We start from the raw sequence: 19,958 nt of genomic DNA, 5'->3' as shown, positions 1-19,958 counted from the left end.
CACTTTGCGCTCACTGTTAATAAGTAAACTATGTTGACAATGTGCACTTGCCAACAAATATTTAAAGCATTAAATTTGCGCTACGATTAATGAATTTCAAACACACAATATAATGTCACAAGAAAACGAACACGTTCAGTGTTTAATTATAGGTTCAGGTCCTGCAGGTTATACTGCTGCAATTTATGCTGCCAGAGCTGATTTAAAACCGATTATGTATACTGGTATGCAAGCCGGTGGGCAGCTTACGCAGACTACAGATGTAGAAAATTTTCCAGGTTACCCGCAAGGAATTATGGGGCCGGAAATGATGGAAGATTTCCGCAAACAGGCAGAACGTTTTGGTACCGATATCCGTTTTGGTTATGTAAGTTCAGTAGATTTCTCTTCAACACCTCATAAAGTAGTAGTTGACGAAATTAAAACCATTACAGCCGATACCGTAATTATTGCTACCGGGGCTACAGCAAAATGGCTGGGCTTACCAAGCGAGCAACAATACAATGGTTTTGGCGTTTCGGCCTGTGCCGTGTGCGATGGTTTCTTCTTTAAAGGACAAGATGTTGCCATTGTAGGTGCCGGAGATACAGCTGCCGAAGAAGCAACTTATTTAGCAAAACTTTGTAAAACCGTACATTTATTGGTTCGTAGAGACGAATTCAGGGCTTCTAAAGCAATGGTAAGTCGTGTGTTAGCTACACCGAATATTGTGGTGCATTATAATACCGAAACCCAGGAGATTTTAGGTAACGGTAAAAATGTAACTGCGGTTAAAGTTTTAAATAACAAAACCGGTGTCGAATCCGATATCGCAGTGGAGGGTTTCTTCGTAGCTATCGGGCACAAGCCAAATACCGATATTTTTAAAGGTCAGCTGGATATGGATGAAACTGGTTATTTAGCTACTAAACCAGGTTCTACTTTAACCAATATCGAAGGTGTTTTTGCCTGTGGTGATGTGCAGGATATGTACTACAGACAGGCGGTAACTGCCGCAGGTTCTGGATGTATGGCCGCGCTCGATGCCGAAAGATATTTAGCCGCTAAAGAACATCCTGTAGAAGCATAACAAGCTTTAAATATAATTTTAGAAAGAGAAATCAGTAACGGTTTCTCTTTTTTGTTAAAATCGTCATCTCGACTGGAATGCAGTTAAATGGAGAGATCTAATAGTAGGAGTGCTAAGAGATGGTTTCTCTTTTTTGTGATTGATGTTTTTTGGAAAGCAGATGCAGTAGTTCTTTTTATTGTCAGGCCTGCTTTCCATTACAAGTCCACTCCCGATGAAAAATCGGGATTGCGTGCTTTCCATTGCAATCAGGTTTAAATACTTAGGTTTCTGCTACTATTGAGGGTTGAATAGCACGGTGCCTACCTTATAATTGTTATGCACTTTGCAGCCCCAAATAGTACCACTGGTTGTGCCACCTAAACCCGATCAAAGCGGGATGCCAATTTTCTTCAAATTGGCAGAAGCGGGAGCGGGACTATTGTAACCCAAACGCTTCTGCACCTGTTTTCATAAAAGTAGTCGTCATATCGACTGGAATGCAGTGAGATGGAGAGATCTATCAGTAGGAGTTCTAAGAGATGGTTTCTCTTTTTTTGTGATTGATGTTTTTTGGAAAGCAGATGCAGTAGTTCTTTTTATTGTCAGGCCTGCTTTCCATTACAAGTCCGCTCCCGATGAAAAATCGGGATTGCGTGCTTTTCATTGCAATCAGGTTTAAATAATTAGGTTTCTGCTGCTATTGAGGGTTGAATAGCACGGTGCCTATCTTATAATTGTTATACACTTTGCGGCCCTGAACAGTTCCACTGGCTGTGCCATTTAAATCCGATCGAAGCGGGAGCGGGACTATCGTAACCAAACGCTTCTGCACCTGTTTTCATAAAAGTAGTCGTCATTTCGACTGAAACGCAGTGAAATGGAGAATCTGTTGTGTAGAGGCTATAATATATAGGCTTCTTGACTTCGTTGCACTCCGCTCTAAGTGACGACCTCTTAATATTAAGATTTATCTGCGTTATGCGGTGCAGTCAAACGGTTGATCTTGATTGTAACAAGAATGTGAGATTCGGAATCTGGCCATAATCTCTATCTTGGTTCAAAAAAATCAAATAAATCTATAAAAAACCTAAACACAACATGAACAAAGCATTATCGATTTTTATTGGAGTATTAATCAGCACGAGTGCATTTGCGCAGAGTGACCCTAATCTGGGTATCATACCTGCACCTGTAGCCATTACCAGGGCAAACGGAAATTTCATTTTAGATAAAACAACAGTTTTAGTAAATCAAAGCATCGACGGCGCAAAGATGGCTGATTTATTAAATGCTTTTATTGTTACCAAGGCAGGTTTTGCCTTACGTGAAACTAAAATCACCCAGCCTAACCAAAAAGCAATTGTTTTAACATCTGTTGGAGCAGATCAATTGCCTGCTGAAGGTTACACGATTAAAGTTACCCCTAAACAAATTATTTTAACAGGAAAAGGCGCTGGCCTTTTTTATGCGGTTCAATCTGCTATGCAGATGATGCCTGATAAAGTGTCTGATAAAATTACCATCCCCGCAGTTGATATTAACGATTATCCACGTTTTGCCTACCGCGGAACCATGTTGGATGTAAGCCGTCATTTCTTCCCGATCTCTTTTATCAAAAAATACATCGATCAGTTGGCTTATTACAAAATCAATACTTTCCACTGGCATTTAACTGATGATCAGGGCTGGAGATTGGAAATAAAAAAATATCCAAAACTAATTGAAATCGGTTCTTCACGTAATGGGACAATTATTGGCAATTATCCAGGTAATGGCAATTACCTTACACCGGTTAAAGGTTATTACACACAAGAAGAAGCTAAAGAAATTGTTAAATATGCTGCAGCGAAATACATCACCGTAATACCAGAGATCGAATTGCCAGGACATGCTTCTGCTGCAATTGCGTCATACCCTGAGTTGAGCTGTTTCCCTGACCGCGATACTTTTATCAGCGATAAAACACCATGGGCTGGTAACAGAAAAGGAAAACAGGTACAACAAACCTGGGGTGTTTTTGATGATATTTTTGTACCATCAGCCAATACTTTTACTTTTTTAGAAAATGTGTTAGATGAAGTGATTGCTATTTTCCCTTCTAAATACATCCACATCGGCGGCGATGAAGCACCTAAAACCTATTGGAAAGAATCTACCTTCTGCCAGAACCTAATGAAAGAGAAAGGTTTGAAAGATGAGCATGAATTGCAGAGCTATTTCATCCAGACCATAGAAAAACATGTGAATGCAAAAGGACGCTCCATTATTGGTTGGGATGAGATTTTAGAAGGTGGTTTGGCGCCTAATGCAACTGTAATGAGCTGGAGAGGTGAAGATGGTGGAATTGCTGCGGCACAACAAAAACACGATGTAATTATGACCCCAGGATCGATGGGTTTATATATCGACCATAAACAATCTAACTCTCCTGATGAGCCGGTAACCATCGGCGGATTTGCCCCTTATCAAAAGATTTATGCTTATGATCCAATTCCGAAAGTTTTAACTGCTGATGAAAGAAAATACATCAAAGGTGTACAGGCAAACATGTGGTCTGAGTATATTAAAACTACAGCGAAAGCAGAAAATCATGCTTTCCCACGTTTATTGGCTTTATCTGAAATTGCATGGTCGCCGGTTGAACGTAAAGATTTAAAGAATTTTTCTGAACAACGTTTACCAGCTCATTTGGCCCGTTTAGATAAAATGAATGTTAATTTCTGGGTACCTACACCAATTGGCCAGAGCGATAAACCTTTAACAGGCGGAGAATTTACAATTGATTTAAAAGCACCAGTTAGCGGAGCTAAAATTTATTATTCTATTGATTTGTCACGTCCATCAGAAAATGCATTTTTATATGCCGCTCCGGTTAAGATCACTGTTCCACAGGGAGAAAAAAGAGTATTAAAAACCATTGTTATTGCACCAAGCGGTAGAAGGAGTGTAGTTACCGAAACCGTTTTAAATAATGGAGCACCTGAAGTTAAAACAGATGCAAAGAAATAAATTGTTGCTTTAAAAAGCTAAAATACTTAATTTGGGGCAACCAAAACGTCCTAAATAGAATGAAATTACAGAAATATACATTACAGCATCTCTTATTAATAACAGGGATGCTGTTTTGTTTTGCATGCACAGAAGAAAAGCCTAAAGAAGTTAAAACAGAGACTACAAAAGTTCAAAAGAACCCTTTTCGTTTTTACAGGGATATAGAGGTAAAACCAGGATTAAATTTTGAAATCGTAAGCTGGGGAAAAGGGGTAGATTCTATCGGAGGCTATCAGATTTTAATGTCCGATTCTGTTCGTAATAACTATAGGTCGGCCGCCGTAGATCGCAAAGGCATTATAACCGATGCCTGGAATATGGATTTAGACAATGACGGAAATCCTGAATTGTACATTCAGTTATTAAGCAAAAAGACAGTTTCAGATCTAAATGTTTTTGAATATGCTGGCGGCGATTTTAACAAAATCAGTTTTCCTTCATTAAATTCAAATCAGAAAAAAGGTTATTCAGGTAATGATCAATTTTTTATCAAAAATGGTGATCTGTTCCGCTCCTTTCCTGTAAAAGATGCAGCAGATAGTACTAAAACAATTACCCGGACCTATCAATATAAATTAAGCGGAAATGGTTTTTCTACAAGCGAGGTAAAGCCTGAGGAGGGGAAAGCTAAAAAGTAAGGTTTAGGGTTAAAGGTGGATGGGTTAGGGTAAAAAGGCGTGAGACGAGGAGTTATACCTTGAAAGATCGTCATGCTGAACTTGTTTCAGCATCTATTTATATCGCGAGATCCTGAAGAATCTGATAGTTATCAGATCATTATGACGCGTATATTAGTTATTCAGCTTCGAACGATCGTCATCCTGAACTTGATTCAGGATCTATCATGCAATTTAAAAAACAATGGACAACGGAAAATTTTCTATCATCGATCGGATCAGGAGCTTTAAATATGCTTTTAACGGGCTAAAACTGTTCTTTATTAACGATCATAATGGAAGAGTTCATTTGTTTGCAGCAATTGTAGCCATTGGTTTATCTTTTTATCTGAAAATTTCCGGTTCAGAATGGATTGCCATTTTATCTGTTATTTCGGCTGTTTTTGTTGCCGAAATTTTAAACTCTGCTATCGAAAAACTAGCCGATGTAGTTTCACCCGATTATCATCCAAAAATTAAAATAGTAAAAGATTTGGCTGCTGCAGCAGTTTTGGTGGCTGCATTTCTGGCGGTAGCCGTTGGTTTTATTGTCTTTATTCCAAAATTATTTTTGTAATTCGGCCATAGCAGTCCTCGATTCTTCAATCTTATCCTGGATAATATCATCCCAGCGGGCCTGCATTTTATGGTTGCTGCCATGCTCGGTTTCTTCATCATAGTTACGCTGCATGGTATCGAAATAATCGCTGATCTGATTGGCGAGTTCAGATATCTGAGCTTTATAGTTGCTTACAGAATAGTTCCGGTTTTTTAATACCCTTTCAGCCTCCAATAATAAAACATACTGAATATCGGCATGCCCTTGTTCGTGGTGTAAAAGACTTGCCCTAATTTCAGGGTCTTTAATTTTATCCCACTTAACCCACGACCTCGTTTTATCAATGCTCACATCGTTTTTAAGCTTAATGGCAACGCGATTACGGTAAACTGTGCTGGAGTAACTGTATTTCCATGTCATTGCGGTCAGCGCAAAAAATGGAGAGCGCGTATCGGCTTTACCTTTAAAATGCGTTTCCCAATTCAATTGAATGGGCCCGGAAAAATCTTGTTTAAAAGCAAAAGTACATGGCAGTGCCAGCAAAAATAAAAGGGGTATAATATGTCTTTTCACCTGTGTAATTTTAGTTTCAACGCTGGTGAAGCCATCATGATTTAGATATTCCGTTGTTGAGGGTAAATCATGATGGTTTCATGTGTTGGTTTTTACAGTGAAAAAACCGTGCCTAAAATTATTCGGGTGTAGAAATCTGTCCGCTAATGCGCTCAAATTTCTCGATCAATAAAGCTATACGTTCTTTTTCCCTGCTCATTACTGCCTTTCTTAATATCGTGGAGCAAAATAATATCCATAATGCAGTTAAGCCTACAGCCAAAACTTTTTGAACGACCGTAAAGTGAGCAAGAATTTCTACAAAATAAAATATGATGCCCAATGAAAGTGCAATCATATAAAACCAATATAAAGAGTTGTACAGTTTATAACGGTTTAATTGATAAGTTTTTAAGTTGTTTAAATATTCGTGCGGGTGAGCGGTGAAATCGGTTTTCGAAATTAGCCTGTAATCGCGGTAAAGAATTAAGGTATATACGCCAATGGCAATAATGGTGATGCTGATCCCGACGTGTGTAGTCCACGATTCGAAGTGAAAAAAGATCCACAATGCAGCAATGGCAATAAAAGATGCCAGCATACCCAAAATGTTCAAAGCCGATTTCAGCTTGATGCCATTTACTTCTTTCTTCGCTTGCTGCAGCATTTCATCAGCAGAAACCTTAACTTCTACCTCGTGCTTTTGCCACAACTCCTGTATTTGATCAAACGCTTGCATACTGGCTATATAGTTCTGTTAATTTTTGTTTAATGCGGTGAATTTTTACCCTCAAATTGCCTTCGCTTATTCCCGATATATCAGCAATTTCATGGTATGGTAATTCATCAAGTACCATAGTAATAATTAAACGGTCATTCTCTTCGAGCTTGGATATACATTTATAAAGTAGGGCAACCTGTTCATTTTTCTCTGAAAATTCCTCTATTTTATTTTCTATAATGTTATCTGTTAATTCGTCTTTCGCCTGTCTTTTTTCCGACCTCAAATAAGTTAAACAGGTATTCACCGCAATTCTATAAATCCACGTAGAAATTAAAGATTTGTTTCTGAACTTATCCAGATTTTGCCAAACCTTTAAAAAAGTTTCCTGTAGAAGATCGTTTGCAGCGTCGGTATCGCCAGTATAACCATAACATAAATGGAATATCTTTTTGGAATTTGAATCGAAGATCTCTTTAAATAACTTGTCTTTTTGTTCCATTTAGGGGTTTATAGTTGCGTTTTAGATGATGATGTACACTTTTTGTTACATCAAGAACCAAAAATAATATATTTTTTGATGCCATTGACTTAAAAGTTTTTAACCAAAGATGCGCACGGATAAACACGGATTTTTACATCTGTGTGCATCCTTTCTATGTGTGGTTAAATTATTTCTGCTTTGCCGAATGGCTTAACTCAACGGCGTTGATATATTTTTTAATCTCACCTGTTATCAAAATTTGTTACACGCCGTAAATATCGTAGTTTTACCAAATTAAGAGTATCACAAACTTTTTATATTCATGAAGAAAAACAAACTCACGCTTTTCATTTTCTTAGCGCTGATTGCGGGTATTGCATTGGGCTATATTTTAAATGTCAATTCAATCGATGTCTATAACCAGAAAATACTCACCGCCGATGCGAAAGTTAAAAGTATAGAGGTAAGCATTGCCAAAACGACCGATACCACTAGTATTGGTTACACACAGCTTAAAGCTGAAAGAAAAGCAAACGCTAAAATCAAAAAAGAAAACGAAGACATCAGGGAGAAAAAATTAGAATATTTTACGCTATTGAGCGATATTTTTCTTCGCTTGATTAAAATGATTGTTGCGCCGTTGGTATTTACAACCTTAGTGGTTGGTGTAGCCAAAGTGGGCGATATTAAAGCTGTGGGTAGAATTGGTGGTAAAACACTGGGCTGGTTTTTGGCCATGTCGTTAATGTCGCTAGTGTTGGGTATGATTTTAGTAAATTTATTCGAACCCGGAAGACATATGAAATTATCATTGCCCGATCAATTGGTAAATACCGGTATCCAGAAAGCATCGATGAGTGTGAAAGATTTTATCGCACACGTTTTTCCAAAAAGCATTGCCGAATCGATGTCTACCAACGAAATTTTGCAGATTGTTGTATTCTCTTTATTCTTTGGTGTAGCAACAGCTGCCATTGGCGATTTAGGCCAGATTGTGATTAAAGCATTTGATGCCATTGCTCACGTAATTTTAAAGATGACTGGTTACGTAATGAATTTTGCACCCCTGGCGGTTTTCGGAGCCATGACCGCCATTGTAGCCAAACAAGGACTTAATGTATTAAATACCTATGCCATATTTATCGGCGAATTTTATCTGGGATTAGCCATACTCTGGGCGGTGTTAATTTTCTTAGGATTTTTAGTGTTGAAAAAACGAATTTTCCGCTTGGTTAATGACATGAAAGAACCAGCACTTCTGGCTTTCAGTACAGCAAGCAGCGAAGCGGCTTATCCAAAAACAATGATGCTTTTAGAGCGTTTTGGCTGCAAAGACAAGATTGTAAGTTTCGTACTGCCACTGGGTTATTCGTTCAATTTAGATGGATCGATGATGTACATGACCTTTGCGTCCTTATTTATTGCGCAGGCTTACGGCATCCATTTGGGTTTCGAGCAGCAAATTTCGATGCTTTTAATATTGATGTTAACCAGTAAAGGAATTGCAGGTGTACCAAGGGCATCATTAGTGGTAATTGCCGGTACTATTGCAAGTTTCAATATTCCTGAAGCAGGATTAGCTTTGTTAATTGGTATCGATCCTTTATTGGATATGGGCCGTTCTGCAACTAACGTTGTTGGAAATAGCATTGCAACAGCAGTGGTAAGTAAGTGGGAAGGGGAACTTAAGGAGTCCTGAGTCTGGAGTCTTCAGTCCTGAGTCGTATTTAACATTTATTCAATCATTTAACATTTATTCATTCAATAATTCAACATCCAGTGTCAAGTAAAGGAAAAAAAATATTCTTAGCCATTACCATTATTGTTCCAATGATCATTTATTGTTACATCTATTATAAACCTATTATACAGAATGCGCCTTTTCGCAAGGATGATTTTGTGTCGATGCAATATAGCTATGGCTTAAAAGATACTTTGGAAAACACATATGATTCAAAGACTGGTGTTTACCGATACGTAAATAATAGGGACTCAGTGGTTACCAAAAAATTCTTTTTAAAGAGCAATGATGTGTTATATATGCATAGAAAGGCAAATGAAATCGGCCTTTGGAATTTTCCAGATACCATTGGTAAAAAAAGTGATAAATCCAGGTTGGTACCGCGTTATGATATAACTTTCAATTATAAAAAAAAGTCAAAACACGTAACCATTTATGGCGACTTTGATGGCAATCCAAAATTACTGGATGCAGCTGTTCAAATGAGAAAAATTATTCAGGAAACCTTATTACAAGCCGAAAAAAGAAGCGGGAAGTAGCAGGTAGTCTGAAGTCCGGAGTCCGACGCCAATTGCCTGTAAGTCAGTTGGGCGTTTGGGGGTTTGAAGTCGATTAAGGAATCCGCTAAATATATTTTCCAGAGGGGTAATTTATTATTTTGTTTGGAGTCAGTTAACCGATTTGAACAATTAACCAGTTAACCATTAACCAATGAAGACTTTAATAAAGCGTTAAATGTTAGCGTTTTGTTAAAGTCTTTTTCCTTTTAGGATGTTTTCGTATATTTACGATATATTCGTAATAATGGAAAAATTAACATTACAGGAAGAGGAAGCCATGCTGGCTGTTTGGCAGATCGGTAAGGGGTTTATCAAAGATTTTATGGATGTACTTCCTGATCCGAAACCACCGTATACTACATTGGCATCTACCATCAAGAATCTAGAACGCAAGGGCTATCTGATGAGCGAACGTTTTGCCAATGCCAACCGCTATAGTGCAAAAGTTAAGGAGGTAGAATATAAAAAACGCTTTATGAGTGGTTTTGTAAATAATTATTTCCAGAGTTCTTATAAAGAACTGGTTGCTTTTTTTGCCAAGGATAAAAAAATAAGTGCAGAGGAACTTAAAGAGATTATAAATTTAATTGAGAACCCAGAAAAGTAAATGCCATGCCACATTTCTTTATCATTTTATTGAAAATTAATCTGGTGCTGATCTTGTTTTCGGCAACCTACTACCTCGTGCTGCGGAGGCTAACTTTCTACTCCATCAACAGGATATTTCTGCTGTTTGGGATCATCTTTTCTTCTGCCTACCCATTTATTAACCTCACCGGGTTTTTCGCCGGACGGAAAGCTGTACCTGCCTTTGTTCCACAATTTAACCAGCAGGTAAGTGAATTGGTAAAACAAGATGCCGTTTCGGTATTTTGGCAAGGACTTACGGTGCTTTTTTATACTGGTGTTTTATTGATGGCTTTAAGATTGCTCGTGCAGTTTATTTCGCTTTACAGGATGCATAAAAATTCTTCACCCGATCATTTAGATGATTATAAAGTGAGGATTTTAAATGAGGAAGTAAGCCCGTTTAGTTTTTGGCAGACCATTTATATCAATCCACATCTACATAAAAAGCAAGATTTAAGCAATATCCTCGAGCATGAGCGTGTACACGTAGAAGAATGGCATACTTTAGACATTATTCTGGCCGAAATCTGTGTGGTTTTCTATTGGTTTAATCCAGGGGTTTGGTTGATGAAAAAAGCGGTAAGAGAAAATATTGAATTTATTACCGATGCCAAAATTTTAAAGAAAGGAATTGATAAAAAAGCTTATCAATATAGCTTGTTAGATGTAGGAACGTTACAGCCATCGGTAGCTATTGTGAATAATTTTAATTTATCCGACCTTAAGAAGCGCATTAAAATGATGAACGCAAAACGTTCTTCAAAAGTAAATTTAACCAGGTATTTATTCGTGTTACCCATATTGCTTTGCGTTACTTTAGCGTTTACCATCGATAAAAAGGATGTAAAGAAAAGTTTAGCACCCCTAACCAAAATGGTAAATGATGTTTTACCTGAAAAGGTTGCTGAAGTAGCTATACAACCCAAAACAGTTTTAAAAGCTAAATTCAAAAGGAGAATAATCATTGATACCCTGAAAGCACCTGATACCGCCACCAAAATGACTTTTATTTTTAAAAGTGTTGTAGAGGGTGCAGATTCTTCGCGAAAATCGATAGAAGAGACTTTAAAAGGGTTAGGTAAACAAGTGAAGATTATGAGCTTTAAAACGGATGGAAATTTTAAAGGCAAAACTTTCGTACAACATTTTAGCTTTAGCGATACCTCAAATGCAGACCATAAAAATATTGCTATTAATGTTTTAGCTGATAAAGACAGTGGTTTTGAGCATTTGCCAGTTCCTGGTAAAAATGGTTTTGCAACGGTTTATTTTTTTAAATCAACGGGCAAAACCTCAGCTGCTAAAGATGGAAACCAACATGTAACAGGCAATGGCACTATGGTTAACGAAACCACAACCTATTTTTTAAATGGTAATAAAATCTCGAAAGAGGAGCTTGATAAATTGAATGCGAATAAGATTTCTGATCTCAAAGTTGACAGAAATAATCAGGCCATTCAGATTAGCATGAAGCCATAATCGTTTTGAAATAATTAAATTCTAAAAAAAAGTCGTCATTGCGAGAAGGCTTTTTCAGCCGACGAAGCAATCTTTATAGTAAGAATCACTAGCCTGAAAGATTGCTTCCCCGAAAAAGTCGGGGCAGGCTCTCGTTCCTCCTCGCAATGACGAATCTATTTATTAAAAATTAAAAGCAGCCTTTAACATAGCCACCCTTCCCGGTATATAATAGGTTCCGGTGGTGAGTGAATTTGCAGAAAGATAAATTGCATCAAAGCTTTTGATATTGGCCAGATTGGTTACGCCAAATTCTAAATCTGTTTTCATTTTTAAGAGTTTGTACTTAATATTCATATCTGCAAAAAGATATTTTAAATTAGGCTGTGAAGACTGATGCGTAAATAAATGCTCGGCCGATAAATTTAAATATACATTTCTAACAGTGGTGATGGCCAAGGTAGATTGCTGCCTAAGCTGTTGGAAATTTGTTTTTATTGCATCAGCAACTTTAGCTTTATTATCGGTTACTGAGAAATTTGCAAGGTAAGACCAATTGATAAAATTAGTAAGTTTTGCTTCTATACCTACTTTATAAGAAACCGTTTGCGCGTTAAAGGCAAATAGTTGATTATTCTGCAATTGATCGTATTTACTCTGCGAAAAATTTACCCCTGCACTCACTGTACTTCTCAGGTCGAATAAGTATTTGCTTGAATTTACACTAAACGAAAGCGTACGGATGTGGTTGCTTAGCGGCAGCACAACCCTCTGCTGGATGTTATTGCTCAAACTATACGAAGAAATGGTGTTCAGCTCGGCATCGCTGTAGTTAGCCGTTAAATTAATAAACAACATCTGCATCGCTTTTCTAAAGTTAAATCCAGCTCCAATATTATGGGTTTTTGATTCTGAAATAGGGGCATTGTTGGCGAAAAGCGAGCGATAATTTTTTAAAACTGTACCACGATAAACATCGTCAATTCCCCCCAAATCATTTCGGAAGGCATAATTTGCCGTTACATAATTCTCCGGACTGGTTTGATATTTTAAATTAAATGAAGGGTTTAGGAATAATTTGTGCAGGCTTTTGTCTAGTTGATTTACCTCATCACTGTAATTGATCTGGTTGTAACTCAAGGGTAAACTCAATCCTGCTTTCAATTTGTCGTTTGTAAATTCATAGGTCGCATCTGTATAGAGTTTGGTTTTAAGCCAGTCGAGATCATTTACCGCATTACCCGAAACCAGTTCTGTTTGCTGATTATTTTGTGTACGGTAAAGCTCAGAGTTGAGCTGTTGTTGTTGTACATTGAAACCTGCCTTATAAGTTTGCACGAAATTATTTTTTACAAAAGCAAAAGATGCATAATTGTTAGTGTACCAGGTTGGTATTTTAATGTACTGGCTTAAACCCAGGTAACTATTTCCATTATTTAAAATATCGGCATTAAGTCCTGGGGTAATGTTTAATGTTTCAGGCTGCGTTGTTCTATTTAAATAGGAGTAGAGGTTAATCACGTCTTCCGACTTCATTTTTTTTCGGTAATTGAATTCATTTGAGATATCGAGGGTTTGCTGACGCAAAATCTGATTCGCGGCCACATTGTTGATTACAAATCCTGACGAAGTTTTAAATGGTGCATAATCCAATACAAAATTATTGTTCAGGTAATATTTATCTGCATTTCCATTCAGGTTAAACTGCGTACGGAGTTTTTGCGGATTGATGGCATTGTTCTGCGATTCTGAATACCTAATGGTTTGGCCCGAAAGATAGGTTTCTGAAAATTTATTGTACTGTTGATCGCGCTGATCATATAAGTACGAAAGGTTCGCCCTTAATTGCAGGTCCTGGTTAAACTTATATAAGTTGTTTAGGTTGATCAATCCAGCTTTATTAAAAAGATACCTGCTTTGTGGTAAAGAGGGCACACCAGCCGCTCCTGTAGATAGCAACCCGCTTGGTTTATCGTTGTCCAGGCGTTTTAAATAATCCGATAAATTATGCGAGGTGAGGTCAATACCCGGATCGCTACCAATGTTATTGCCTTTAATATTATTAATGAACTTCAGCTTTTTATTAAACAACATGGCCGTTAGATTTTCATCAAAGCGGTTGGGCATTCCGGCACCAACTGTTGCATCACCCATTACCTTCAGTTTAGCATCGTCTTTAATCACCAGGTTCAGTGCAACGTCATCACTCATGTTGTTTTTACGCATCATTTTAATCGGTTGGTCATTCTGGATCACCTGTACCTTATCTACGGCACTCTGTGGGATACTTTTAGTGCCGATGTTATATTTGTCGTCCAAAAGATTGTCACCATCTACATAGAGGTTAGAAATCGATTTTCCGTTATAGCTGATCTTTCCATTTTCGGCAACTTCGATTCCAGGCATTTTTTTGAGTACATCGCCAATGCTCCGGTCTTGTTTGTCGGCAAAATCAGATGGCCTGTAATTTAAGGTGTCGCCATTTGCTGTTAACGAAGGCCGGTTTTTTACCGTTACGGTTTCTAACACTGTTTCGCTATTTTGTAAAACGAGATCGTAACCTTTGTTTACATCCGTTATAATCGTGCTCAGTTTTTTATATCCAATGCTCGATGCTTCTATTTTATAACCGGTAATCTGATCATTTTTTAAAATAATGCTAAACTCGCCATTGCGGTTCGTTCTGGTGAAATTGATCACGTTCCCTTCAGGATCTTTTAAACTGACATTAACAGACTCAATCGCTTTTCCATTGCTATCCTTAACAATTCCTTTGATCGGTTTTTGTGCCAGCGCCGAAAAAGCAGCAAACAGTAGCATCAGCATTATAGCGCATTTTCTCATTTTTTCTCAGGAATTTCGATTGGATTGTTGATCTCGAGTTTGTTTATAGCTGTGCCTCCGGCCGGGCGGGGAGCAGGATTAGCCTTAAAAGAACCTTGCATACCACTCGCGGCCATTTGAGCCTGCATAAAACCTTGAGGATCTTTATCTCTTGCTGCTTTAAGTTTATCTAATTCTTTTCTGGTCGTTTTGATGGCGTCTGCAGGTAATTTAATCTCCGATCCAAGGTAAGAGGTGCTTACATCTATTCCCACCATTTTAACTACACCTGTGCCATTGGGCATTACAATTTTGCCATCCTCACCCGAGTTTGTTTGGTTGGCATCGTCTTTTACGTTTTCAAGACCAGCGAATGTAAATTTTACTTCTTTTTTCTCATCATAAGCCTCTATAATTAAGCCGGGTAATCCATTTAATTTCCATGGACCACTTTGAAAAGGTATTTCTGTGGCAAACCAGGCAATCCATTTTCTACCTTTAAAGGCTGCGGTTGCTTTCTGACATGATATCCCTGAAAAACTCATAGTGTCTTTTAAAATTTTCCAGTCGATTTGTGGAGCAGTTTCTTCGATAAGGTAATTGTTAAACAGGCGTTCCTTGGTAATCATTTTATGTTCATTGGCAAAAAAGAAATAATCTTCCTGTGTTAATGGAACTTTCATTTCGCTTTTCACCTCGATTTTGATATTGGAGTTGCCTGTTTGATTTTTCATCTGCTCCTGAATCTGCTTCTGGGTGTTTAACGATTGATTCAGCTTATCGTAGCTGGTATAAACGGAAGCATTTTTTCCAGTTACGAGTAACATGTTTTCGGTTTTCGGTTTATCACGCTGCGTAGTATCCTGGATGTGTGTAAAAGTATACCTTACTCTTGCTAAAGCCTTATCAGGGCTTTGGGCTTTTGCCGAAATGGTTAAGGCGGTTGCTAAACAGATGGTTAGGGTTAGTTTCATGAGTTTTGTTTTTAAGTGATCTATTTAATTTTCGTAAATCTACGAAATATTCGTAATAAGAAAAGTGCTTTAACATTTTTTAACGAAGAGAAGATGGAAGAATAGATTAGGGGTAATAGAGGGACGGGGTATTTTATTCGCGAAGGCACATAAAAACATAAATTCTTTAGATAGGTCATCCTGTCCAAAGGACTCCTGTGGAGAGCGGAGTTGAAGGATCTACCTCAAAGCTTGAATAGCGCATAGAAAATGTTTTTTATGAATTGGAAATGAATGGCTATAAATCTATCGGTTGGTTTCTCATAGACCGAAACTTAGAGAATAGTATGTGTGTAGATATTTAATTATTATTTGAAAATGAAGAGGTGGTGGTTCTTGGCGGGCTTCAGTCCCGCTTTCCGTTATAAGCACCGCTGAAAAAGCGGAGGCTTCCACTGCAATCGGGTTTAGGAACAAGGGTTTCTGCACCTAGCAACCCCGAAAATGAAATGCTGTTTAGGCCCAATAGCCCCGGTTGAAGCGTTACCCTGCAGCAACGAGGTACGAGGAAGCGAAGCGTATAAGCGTAAAACGGGAAGAAACTTTTTGCCTTGTACAGGCTATGCGCTCCAAAGAAATCGATAGTTTTTAATAAGGAAACAAATGGCCTGCGGTTCTTGGCAGGCTTCAGTCCCGCTTTCCGTTCTTTCCGATGCTAATTTAGTACCGAGTTATCGATAAAGAATCGGAACCACTGCAATCGGGTTTAGGAACAATGGTTTCTGCACCTGGCAACCCCGGAAATGAAATGCTGTTTAGGCCCAATAGCCCCGGTTGAAGCGTTACCCTGCAGCAACGAGGTACGAGGAGGCGAAGCGTATAAGCGTAAAACGGGAAGAAACTTTTTGCCTTGTACAGGCTATGCGCTCCAAAGAAATCGATAGTTTTTAATAAGGAAACAAATGGCCTGTGGTTCTTGGCAGGCTTCAGTCCCGCTTTCCGTTCTTTCCGATGCTAATTTAGTACCGAGTTATCGGTAAAGAATCGGAACCACTGCAATCGGGTTTAGGAACAAGGGTTTTTGCACCTGGCAACCCCGGAAATGAAATGCTGATTTGGCTCAATAGCCCCGGTTGAAGCGTAAAACGGGAAGAAATTCGATGTTTTGTACTGGCTCTGCGCTCCAATGTAACTGTTGGATGCAATGGGCAGTAGGGTAGGTTTAGCCTAAGAATTATTGAGCCATAATTTTCGGAAAATGCAATAACATAGTCTTCAAATCGATCTTGAAATCCTTAAATCCTCTGAATCCTGATACCGTATGATTTTAGTGAAAAATATTTTCGATATGTATTTGTGTGTTAATTGAATTTGTTCTATATTTGCACCTCGTTAAATAAAAATTAAAAAACTAATATTTAAACAATGTACGCAATAGTAAATATAGCAGGGCAGCAATTTAAAGTTGCTAAAGACCAGCACCTTTTTGTACACAGATTACAAGGAGATGAAGGCGCTAGTATTGAATTTGATAATGTATTGTTGGTTGACAACGGTGGTGCAATTACTGTAGGTGCTCCTGCAGTTAAAGGTGCTAAAGTTTCAGCTAAGATCGTATCTCATTTAAAAGGTGATAAAGTAATTATTTTCCACAAAAAACGTAGAAAAGGTTACAAAAAGAAAAATGGTCACCGCCAGTTTTTCACTAAGATTCAGATCTCTGACATCACTCTATAATTAATTGTTAACCCAATAATTCGCTTTTTAGCGAGTTACAAAATATAAAATCATGGCACACAAAAAAGGAGCCGGTAGTTCGAAAAACGGACGTGAATCGCATAGTAAGCGTTTAGGTATTAAAATTTTCGGTGGGCAATTAGCTATTGCTGGAAACATTTTAGTACGTCAACGTGGAACAAAACACCACCCTGATAAAGGTGTTGGTATTGGTAGAGACCATACATTATTTGCTTTAGTTGATGGTACTGTAATTTTCAGAAAGAAACAAGATAACAAATCTTATGTTTCTATCCTTCCTATCACCGAAGCTGAAATTGAAGCAGCAGTAGCTAAAGCACCAGTTGCTAAAAAAGCGGTTGCGAAAAAAGAAGTTGTAGCTGAAGAGGTTGTTGAAGCAGCACCGGTTGCTAAAAAAGCACCTGCTAAAAAAGCAGCTAAAAAAGACGAAACTACTGAAGAAGCTGCACCTGCAGAATAATTAGTAACAAAGTTATAAAGGAAAGTCCCGATGCAAATCGGGACTTTTTTTGTTGGTAGAGTTCATTAGTTCATGGTTGATAGCCATAATGTTTACAGCGATTGCTTAAATCTTAATTTTTCTTAACTTCTTAATGGTCAGAATATGAAAGTTGCTTAATTGTTTAAAGCGGTTAATTGATTCTAACGCCAAACTATTACCAGCCCTTCGACTACGTTACCACTGACAGACTCCAATAGAATGGTCGTCATCTCGACTGTAGCGCAGTCCCGAAAGTTCGGGAGAGAGATCTATCTAGGCAGATTTCTCGACTACGTTGCACTCCGCTCGAAATGACGATAGCTTGAGGGAACTATATACTTAATTTTTTTTATATTATAAATTACCCCTAAGGGTGACATATCATGGGAAAATCGATTAATAGACTTCAGACTCCAGACTGCCGACTCCGGACTAATGTGTTAAACCCTGTTAAATAACAAAATTTAACAATTCATCGCGATACATTCGCATATCATTATTTAATTATTGACGATGAATTTTAAAATACTCAGCTTATCTGTTTTTTCTATCATGCTAGTTGGCTTTTCTGTCAAGGCACAAGATGTAGAAGAGAATATCCGTATGGTGAAACCCTTTAAGGCCGATGGTATATCGAACGAATGGAACGAACCGCTTAACCAATACAACGATGCCACCAAACTAGCCTTTGCCCTGGCCAATGATGACAAAAACCTGTACATCATTATCGAATCGTTAGATCCCCAAACTACTTTTAGTGTACTAAGAGGTGGTATTACCTTAAATATTAATACTGAAGGTAAAAAGAAAGATGGTATGAAGTTAACCTTTCCTTTGATGGAAAGACCGCCAATGCCGAAGGAAGGAGATGAACACCGTGATCATGCTCCTTTGTTGCCAGATGGAGCCACACAAGATCCTGTAGCAATGAACAAAAGCATTCGGGTTTCGGGATTTAAAAATATTGCAGATGGTGAATTACCAGCCATAAATCAGGACGGGATTGAAACTGGAATGAGCATTCATTCCAACAGAGATCTTATTTACGAATTAAGCATTCCATTAGCACAATTACAGATAGGATTAGACCTTAAAAAGCCGTTGGTTTACAATATTAAAATTAATGAGCCGAATAAATCTGGTTTCAAAAGAGAAGCCAGGCCTGAAGGTGCAGGTGGTGGTAAAGGCAGATCGGGCGGTAGAGGTGGAATGGGAGGCGGAGGAATGGGCGGTGGCGGTCGTGGCGGTATGGGTGGTGGAAGAATGGGGGTTGGAGGCCAACGACCATCAGAAGGTGGCGAATCTGGATCTAAATCCTCCGATTTTTGGATCAAATATAAGTTGGTAAAGGCCTAAGCTAGGATATATAAGTGCGTCATTTCGAGCGAAGTGCAACGAAGCCGAGAACCCGGAGGCTCAGCTAAGCTAAATCTATTTTAATAAAAATCAATTTTATAGATTTCTCCATTCCGCTATGCTTCAGTCGAAATGACGAATACCTTAATACTCCCTAGCCATCAATTGCTCGGTGAGCATTAAAATATTTGATTTTCTCTCCTCACTCACATTAATCTGGGCAAATACCGCTAAGGCTTGGTTGAGGTAATTGTTCATGTTTTCTTTAGCAATATCCTGAATATCCAAAGTATCGTAAACCTGACGTACGGTATCTACTTTTTCCTGCGCGTTAAATTCTTTGTAGCCTGTCCAGGTATCTAATGATGCCCTGGTTTCTCCATCGGCAAGTTCGAAAGCCTTTAACAGCAGAAAGGTTTTTTTGTTGGCAATAATATCGCCACCTACCTGTTTACCGAATTTTTCAGGATCAGCATAAACGTCTAAAATATCGTCCTGCAGCTGAAAGGCAATGCCTATGTTTTCGCCAAACTGATAAATTAAATCTGCATCTTTTTCTGAAGCACCAGCAATAATGGCACCTAACTTTAAGGCTCCTCCCAAAAGCACTGCCGTTTTTAACCTGATCATGTTGATGTATTCTTCAATACTCACATCGTCACGACCTTCAAATTCCATGTCCAATTGCTGACCTTCGCAAACCCCCTGAGCGGTTGCATTAAAAGTATTTAATACAGGGCCGAGAAAGGCTGGGTTAACTTTTGCAAGGTTTTTATTTGCCTCCACCATCATCACATCGCCACTTAAAATGGCAATATTGATGCTCCACTTTTCGTGTACGGTGGCTTTCCCGCGGCGGAGTGGCGCATTGTCCATAATGTCGTCATGAACAAGCGTAAAATTATGAAAGATCTCAATGGCCATAGCGGCGTGGATTGATTCGTTTGCATCTTCACCAAACAACTCTGTCGCCATTAAAACCAATAATGGCCTTATCCGTTTTCCGCCAAGATTGATGATATAAGTAATCGGATCGTAAAGCTGTTTGGGATGATCCGGAAACTTTAAATTTTGTATTGCAATATCTAAAATTTGTTGTAATTCTTCTGTAGTATGCATTGTAA

17 protein-coding genes are annotated in these 19,958 nt (G+C 38.3%); 11 read left to right on the top strand and 6 right to left on the bottom strand.

The window, feature by feature from the left end; all coding sequences use genetic code 11:
* Window positions 1–112 precede the first annotated feature (112 nt).
* From trxB to ACN9MR_RS12015, 4 genes are all read left to right on the top strand, one after another.
* Window positions 113–1,069 carry a thioredoxin-disulfide reductase gene (trxB, locus tag ACN9MR_RS12030; protein WP_113951968.1) on the top strand — a complete coding sequence of 319 codons (957 nt, stop codon included), beginning with the start codon at window positions 113–115 and terminating at the stop codon, window positions 1,067–1,069.
* Between the two features lie 1,080 nt (window positions 1,070–2,149).
* Complete coding sequence (locus ACN9MR_RS12025) at window positions 2,150–4,060, top strand: beta-N-acetylhexosaminidase (protein WP_426329921.1); 1,911 nt, start codon at window positions 2,150–2,152, stop codon at window positions 4,058–4,060.
* Window positions 4,061–4,119: 59 nt separating this feature from the next.
* Window positions 4,120–4,740: a hypothetical protein gene (locus ACN9MR_RS12020; RefSeq protein WP_426329920.1), complete on the top strand. Its 621-nt coding sequence runs from the start codon at window positions 4,120–4,122 to the stop codon at window positions 4,738–4,740.
* Between the two features lie 223 nt (window positions 4,741–4,963).
* Entirely contained in the window at window positions 4,964–5,335 is a 372-nt protein-coding gene (locus ACN9MR_RS12015) for a diacylglycerol kinase family protein (RefSeq protein ID WP_426329919.1), read from the top strand.
* On the opposite strand, the gene ACN9MR_RS12010 is transcribed toward ACN9MR_RS12015, so the two are convergent.
* The 3 genes from ACN9MR_RS12010 to ACN9MR_RS12000 all read right to left on the bottom strand — a co-directional run bounded on the left by ACN9MR_RS12010 (window position 5,324) and on the right by ACN9MR_RS12000 (window position 7,092).
* Window positions 5,324–5,890 carry a DUF922 domain-containing protein gene (locus tag ACN9MR_RS12010; protein WP_426329918.1) on the bottom strand — a complete coding sequence of 189 codons (567 nt, stop codon included), beginning with the start codon at window positions 5,888–5,890 and terminating at the stop codon, window positions 5,324–5,326. The two genes, ACN9MR_RS12015 and ACN9MR_RS12010, sit on opposite strands and share 12 nt — an antisense overlap.
* A 118-nt stretch (window positions 5,891–6,008) precedes the next feature.
* Window positions 6,009–6,608 (bottom strand): hypothetical protein, encoded by a 600-nt coding sequence (locus ACN9MR_RS12005; RefSeq protein WP_426329917.1) that lies wholly within the window; start codon window positions 6,606–6,608, stop codon window positions 6,009–6,011.
* The gene (locus ACN9MR_RS12000) at window positions 6,595–7,092 is read right to left on the bottom strand and encodes an RNA polymerase sigma factor (protein WP_029275756.1); all 498 of its coding nucleotides are present in this window, start codon (window positions 7,090–7,092) and stop codon (window positions 6,595–6,597) included. The genes ACN9MR_RS12005 and ACN9MR_RS12000 overlap by 14 nt, the downstream gene beginning before the upstream one ends.
* A 304-nt stretch (window positions 7,093–7,396) precedes the next feature.
* Between ACN9MR_RS12000 and ACN9MR_RS11995 the strand changes: the two genes are divergently transcribed.
* The 4 genes from ACN9MR_RS11995 to ACN9MR_RS11980 all read left to right on the top strand — a co-directional run bounded on the left by ACN9MR_RS11995 (window position 7,397) and on the right by ACN9MR_RS11980 (window position 11,484).
* On the top strand, window positions 7,397–8,773 hold the full coding sequence (locus ACN9MR_RS11995; RefSeq protein ID WP_426329916.1) for a dicarboxylate/amino acid:cation symporter: 1,377 nt from the start codon (window positions 7,397–7,399) through the stop codon (window positions 8,771–8,773).
* An 80-nt stretch (window positions 8,774–8,853) separates the two neighbouring features.
* A complete protein-coding gene (locus tag ACN9MR_RS11990; RefSeq protein ID WP_426329915.1) occupies window positions 8,854–9,354 on the top strand; it encodes a hypothetical protein in 501 nt (166 codons plus the stop codon).
* Between the two features lie 265 nt (window positions 9,355–9,619).
* Window positions 9,620–9,982: a BlaI/MecI/CopY family transcriptional regulator gene (locus tag ACN9MR_RS11985; protein ID WP_108201046.1), complete on the top strand. Its 363-nt coding sequence runs from the start codon at window positions 9,620–9,622 to the stop codon at window positions 9,980–9,982.
* A 5-nt stretch (window positions 9,983–9,987) separates the two neighbouring features.
* Window positions 9,988–11,484, top strand: coding sequence for a M56 family metallopeptidase (locus ACN9MR_RS11980; protein ID WP_426329914.1), 1,497 nt, complete (start codon window positions 9,988–9,990; stop codon window positions 11,482–11,484).
* 162 nt (window positions 11,485–11,646) lie between these two features.
* Here ACN9MR_RS11980 and ACN9MR_RS11975 read toward each other — a convergent pair whose 3' ends face one another.
* Together ACN9MR_RS11975 and ACN9MR_RS11970 are read right to left on the bottom strand one after the other, a co-directional pair.
* Entirely contained in the window at window positions 11,647–14,289 is a 2,643-nt protein-coding gene (locus tag ACN9MR_RS11975; protein WP_426329913.1) for a carboxypeptidase regulatory-like domain-containing protein, read from the bottom strand.
* 14 nt (window positions 14,290–14,303) lie between these two features.
* Window positions 14,304–15,260: a GLPGLI family protein gene (locus ACN9MR_RS11970; RefSeq protein WP_426329912.1), complete on the bottom strand. Its 957-nt coding sequence runs from the start codon at window positions 15,258–15,260 to the stop codon at window positions 14,304–14,306.
* A 1,404-nt stretch (window positions 15,261–16,664) separates the two neighbouring features.
* On the opposite strand from ACN9MR_RS11970, the gene rplU reads away from it, so the two are divergent.
* From rplU to ACN9MR_RS11955, 3 genes are all read left to right on the top strand, one after another.
* Window positions 16,665–16,976, top strand: coding sequence for a 50S ribosomal protein L21 (gene rplU / locus ACN9MR_RS11965; RefSeq protein WP_025146774.1), 312 nt, complete (start codon window positions 16,665–16,667; stop codon window positions 16,974–16,976).
* Window positions 16,977–17,028: 52 nt separating this feature from the next.
* Window positions 17,029–17,457 (top strand): 50S ribosomal protein L27, encoded by a 429-nt coding sequence (rpmA, locus tag ACN9MR_RS11960; protein WP_131032291.1) that lies wholly within the window; start codon window positions 17,029–17,031, stop codon window positions 17,455–17,457.
* A gap of 534 nt (window positions 17,458–17,991) precedes the next feature.
* Entirely contained in the window at window positions 17,992–18,834 is an 843-nt protein-coding gene (locus ACN9MR_RS11955; protein WP_426329911.1) for a hypothetical protein, read from the top strand.
* A gap of 144 nt (window positions 18,835–18,978) precedes the next feature.
* On the opposite strand, the gene ACN9MR_RS11950 is transcribed toward ACN9MR_RS11955, so the two are convergent.
* Complete coding sequence (locus tag ACN9MR_RS11950) at window positions 18,979–19,953, bottom strand: polyprenyl synthetase family protein (protein WP_426329910.1); 975 nt, start codon at window positions 19,951–19,953, stop codon at window positions 18,979–18,981.
* Window positions 19,954–19,958: the final 5 nt, after the last annotated feature.

Origin of the sequence: Pedobacter sp. R-06 (assembly GCF_049913135.1) — a bacterium.
Lineage (GTDB): Bacteria > Bacteroidota > Bacteroidia > Sphingobacteriales > Sphingobacteriaceae > Pedobacter.
Note: the sequence above shows the minus strand (reverse complement) of the source record. Positions and strands in the feature narration are given on the sequence as shown.